This is a genomic window from Dietzia sp. DQ11-38-2, from assembly GCF_014145055.1.
In the GTDB taxonomy this organism is placed as follows: Bacteria; Actinomycetota; Actinomycetes; order Mycobacteriales; family Mycobacteriaceae; genus Dietzia.
In genome coordinates this window covers 988-5187 of the sequence record NZ_JAALDW010000520.1, presented here as the reverse complement: position 1 = coordinate 5187, position 4200 = coordinate 988, and the positions used below count along the sequence as shown (strand labels likewise).

The 4200-nt window shown below is 71.4% G+C and carries 4 protein-coding genes; 3 read left to right on the top strand and 1 reads right to left on the bottom strand.

The window, feature by feature from the left end; genetic code table 11:
* The 3 genes from G6026_RS16255 to nudC all read left to right on the top strand — a co-directional run.
* On the top strand, positions 1 to 1788 hold a 1788-nt coding region (locus G6026_RS16255), incomplete at its 5' end, for a 3'-5' exonuclease (protein WP_182613773.1).
* 62 nt (positions 1789 to 1850) lie between these two features.
* Positions 1851 to 2930, top strand: a complete 1080-nt coding sequence (locus tag G6026_RS16250) for a potassium channel family protein (RefSeq protein ID WP_107755961.1) — start codon at positions 1851 to 1853, stop codon at positions 2928 to 2930.
* A 98-nt stretch (positions 2931 to 3028) separates the two neighbouring features.
* Entirely contained in the window at positions 3029 to 3946 is a 918-nt protein-coding gene (gene nudC / locus G6026_RS16245) for an NAD(+) diphosphatase (RefSeq protein ID WP_107755962.1), read from the top strand.
* 13 nt (positions 3947 to 3959) lie between these two features.
* Here the strand turns inward: nudC and G6026_RS16240 are convergent.
* Positions 3960 to 4200: mycoredoxin (locus G6026_RS16240; RefSeq protein WP_241728140.1), on the bottom strand; the 241-nt coding region annotated here is incomplete at its 5' end.

The window sequence follows — 4200 nt, the reverse complement described above, 5'->3', positions numbered from 1 at the left end:
CTCTCACTCCGGCGCCCGGCCGAGGCCGGAGGAGCACTGTCCTCCGTCCGCGAACTCGAGGACGCACTGGACGCCATCGCCCGCGGCGAGGAGACCGATGCCGCGGGACTCGCGGACGCGCTGGCCGACCCGGGCCCCGAGGGCGACTACAGCCCAGACGGCCTGGCCCGCATCACCGGGCTCTCGCGGATCATCGCCGGGCTTCGAGCGCGGTCATCCGCTCCCCCTGCCAGACTCGTCGCCGCCGCGGAACAGGCGCTGGGTCTGGACGCCGAGGTGCGCCTCCGGGAGCGCACCGGCGGGGGAGAGGCACGAGAGCAGCTCGATGAGCTGCAGGAGGTGGCCGCGGGATTCGGGGCCGACCGCGGTCAGGGTCTGGACGCCTTCCTGGCACACCTCGATCTGGCACGCACGGTGGACGGCGGGCTCGCACGGGGCGAGGTCGCCTCCGTTCCGGGACGGGTACAGATCCTCACCGTGCACTCGGCCAAGGGGTTGGAATGGGAGATCGTCGCCGTGCCCCACCTGTCCGTGGGGATATTCCCCTCCGACCGCGCGCCCCAGACCTCGGTTCGAGCGGCCACCCACCTGCCCGAGTACCTCCGCGGGGACCGCGAGGGCGAGGACAACCCCGGAGGCGTGCCGGTGCCCCGGTTCGACGGAATCGGGGACCGCAAACGACTGGAGGCCACGCTCAAGGCCCACATCGACCGCGTCAAGAAGCGGTCGCTCGACGAGGACCGACGCCTGTTCTACGTGGCCGTCACCCGGGCGGAACACTCCCTTCTGCTCTCGGCCTCCCACTGGCACGGCAGTGGCTCCACACCCCGTGGCCCGTCGGAGTTACTCGACGAGGTCCTCGAGTTCTGCCGGGGACCCGAATCCCTCGGGATGGTGGACCCTCTCGTCGTCACGCCGTCGGCCACCAACCCGGCCACCGCGACGGTGGTCGAGGCCACCTGGCCACGTGCGTCGGTGAACGATCGCAGGACGGCGGCGGACGCGGTGTCGCAGGCCCGTCCCGTGGATCCCGAGGTCGACCCGGCTCCCGACCACGGACCCGCCCGGCTCTGGCACCTCACTGCGGCGCCGCTGCTCGCGGATGCGCGCCGGGCCGCCGACCAGAGCGACAGAGTGGTCCTACCGCGCCGGTTGACGGCGGGGGAGGTCGTGGCCATGGCGACCGATCCGGATGCGTACGCCGACCGGCTGCGCCGACCGGTGCCGTTCCGGCCCGACCGTTTCGCCCGCCGGGGAACGCGGTTCCACCAGTGGGTGGAGCACCGATTCGGAGCCACCCACCTGCTCGACATCGACGACCTCCCCGGAGCAGGGGACCACGGGGCGGTCGACGGCGTGTCGGAGGCGGACCTCGCGGCGCTGAAGAGGGCGTTCGAGGCGTCGAGGTGGTCACGGCTGACCCCCGAGGCAGTGGAGGTGCCCTTCGAGGTGGGCCTCGGGGGTCACCTGCTGCGCGGCCGGATGGACGCGGTGTTCGCGGACGGGGACGAGTGGATCGTCGTGGACTGGAAAACCGGGCGGGTGCCGGGTCCGGGAGAGATGCCGGCCGTCTCGCTCCAGTTGGCGGTCTACCGTTACGCCTGGGCCAGGATCGTCTCGGCCAGGCTCGGTCGACCGGTCGAGCTCGACAGGGTCCGGGCCGCCTTCCACTACGTCCGCGTCGGGAGGACCGTTGAACCGGACGCTCTGCCCGATGCGGAGGAACTGCGGCAACTGCTGTCCACCGGCCCCGGGAGAGGGCGGTTGTTGTCCGACAGGGGCCGATAGGCCACGATGGTCCGGGTGACCCCGATGAACGACGGTGGTCTCGTCCCGGAACGGAGCTGCTGATGGTGAGGAAGCGCCCACTCGCGTCCCGTTCCCGCAGCAGCGACCCACTGGACGAGAGCCCCGACCACATCCTCGTGGGCGTGGTGAGCATCCCCGCCAATGCCGAGAGCCCCTGGCGACTGATCGGCAAGCGCGTGCTGATGGCCGTGCTCACGCTGACGTTGGCGGCACTCGTGGTGTACTTCGATCAGGAGGGGTACGAGGGCGGCGGAGGCGCCGACGGCAGGATCACGGTCGTCGACGCCTTCTACTACGCCACGGTCTCCCTCTCGACAACGGGCTACGGAGACATTTCCCCGATCACCCAGCAGGCGCGGCTGCTCAACGCCATCCTGATCACGCCGCTGCGCGTGCTCTTCCTGATCCTGCTCGTCGGTACCACCCTGTCGGTGCTCACCGAGCAGTCCCGTCAGGCCCTCAGGATCCAGCGCTGGAGGAACCTCGTGCGTAACCACACCGTCGTCGTCGGCTACGGAACCAAGGGCAGGTCCGCCGTCGCGGCGATGCTCGCCGACGACACCGCTCCCGACGACATCGTCGTCGTCGACACCGACCCCCAGGCGCTCAAGTCGGCGGCCGCGCGCGGTCTGGTCACGGTCCAGGGCTCGGCCACCCGGTCGGACGTCCTCAAGCTCGCGGGCGTGACGCGCGCCGCGTCCGTGGTGGTGGCGACCAACTCCGATGACACGGCGGTGCTGGTCACGCTGACCGCCCGAGAGCTCGCACCCAACGCGAAGATCGTCGCCACCGTCCGCGAGTCCGACAACAAGCATCTGCTGAAACAGTCCGGTGCCGACTCCGTGGTGGTCTCCGCCGAGACGGCTGGCCGGCTGCTCGGACTGGCGACCATCACCCCGACCGTCGTGGGGATGATGGAGGACCTGCTGACGCCGGACGAGGGTTTCTCCATCGCCGAACGACGGGTCGAGGAGTCCGAGGTCGGCGGGTCCCCGCGACACCTCGCCGAACTCGTTCTGGGGGTCGTCCGCAAGGGCCAGTTGATCAAGGTCAACGAACCGCAGGCCGATGCGCTGGAGACCGGCGACCGCCTGCTCTACATCAGGATGGTCGCAAGCTGATTCCGGCACCGGGGCGGTCGGCCCGGGTGACCCGGGCCGGCGGGAAGGTCTCCGGATACGCTGACCGCCTCCCATGATCCGCGAGAAGGAACCCGACCATGCCGCTGGACTTCAGCCTCGACTCCGACCCCGTCCTGTCCGTCGCCGCCCCCGACCGGGCCGCGCACCTGCGCCAGGACGCCGACGGTCTGGCGCGGGGGTGGGCCACCGCGCGGGTGGTGCGGATCGATCGCCGTGATCGGTTCGCCACCGATCCCGTGGCGGGTGGCCGTCGACGCCTCCGGCTGGAGCCCGCGATGGACCACGCGGACCGGATGCCCGAGACCGCGGTGTTCCTCGGGCTCACGGAGGAGGGTCGCCACCTCTGGGCGATGCCGGAGGATGAGCTCCCCGACGATCCGTCGGTGACGACCCTCCGGTCGTCCGGAGCGGACCTCGTGGACGGAGACGGGGCGCTGGCATCACAGGCCCTCGCGCTGCTCGGGTGGCACCGGGACACCGTGCGGGGCCGGGGACCGCAGCACCATCCGCGCCGAGTGGACGCGGGCTGGGCGATCGAGGACCCCTTCCACGGCGGGCCCGAGTACCCCCGCACGGACCCGGCCGTGATCTGCCTGGTCCACGACGGGGGCCGTCGGGTACTCCTCGCCCGCCAGCCGGTCTGGCCGACGGGGATGTACTCCCACGTCGCGGGATTCGTGGAGGCGGGGGAGTCGCTGGAGGGATGCGTGGTTCGCGAGGTGCAGGAAGAGGTCGGCGTGGCCGTGGACCGCGTCCGCTACCTCGGCAGTCAACCCTGGCCGTTCCCGCGCTCGCTGATGGTGGGATTCCACGCCATCGGCGACCCGGACGCGCCGATCGTCCTCGAGGACGAGGAGATCAGCGAGGCCGCCTGGTTCGACGTCGACGACGTCCGCGCAGCGCTCGACGGCCGGGGCACGCTGAGGGTGGCGCCGCCGGTGTCGATCGCCCACGTGATGCTCCGGTCGTGGGCGGCGGCGGTGGACGGCGGGTGAGGTGCCCGGCGGGTCAGGCGCCCGCGAGCTCGGCGAGCTTGGCCCTGACCTGAGAGGCCGGGGGGTTGGTGGCGGTGGTGCCGTCCGAGTACAGGGCGGTGGGGACGACGCGGTTGCCCCCGTTGACGCTCTCCACGAACGCCGCGGCGTCGGGGTCGGCGTCGACGTCGATCTCGACGTACCCGATCGCCTTCTCGTCCAGCAGCTTCTTGAGTCGGGTGCAGAAGGGGCACCAGGAGGTGGTGTAGAGGGTC

Bases quoted from the DNA above. Each gene is read 5' to 3' on its own strand.
- G6026_RS16250 (WP_107755961.1), top strand. From the start codon at position 1,851: ATGGTGAGGAAGCGCCCACTCGCGTCCCGTTCCCGCAGCAGCGACCCA.
- nudC (WP_107755962.1), top strand. From the start codon at position 3,029: ATGCCGCTGGACTTCAGCCTCGACTCCGACCCCGTCCTGTCCGTCGCC.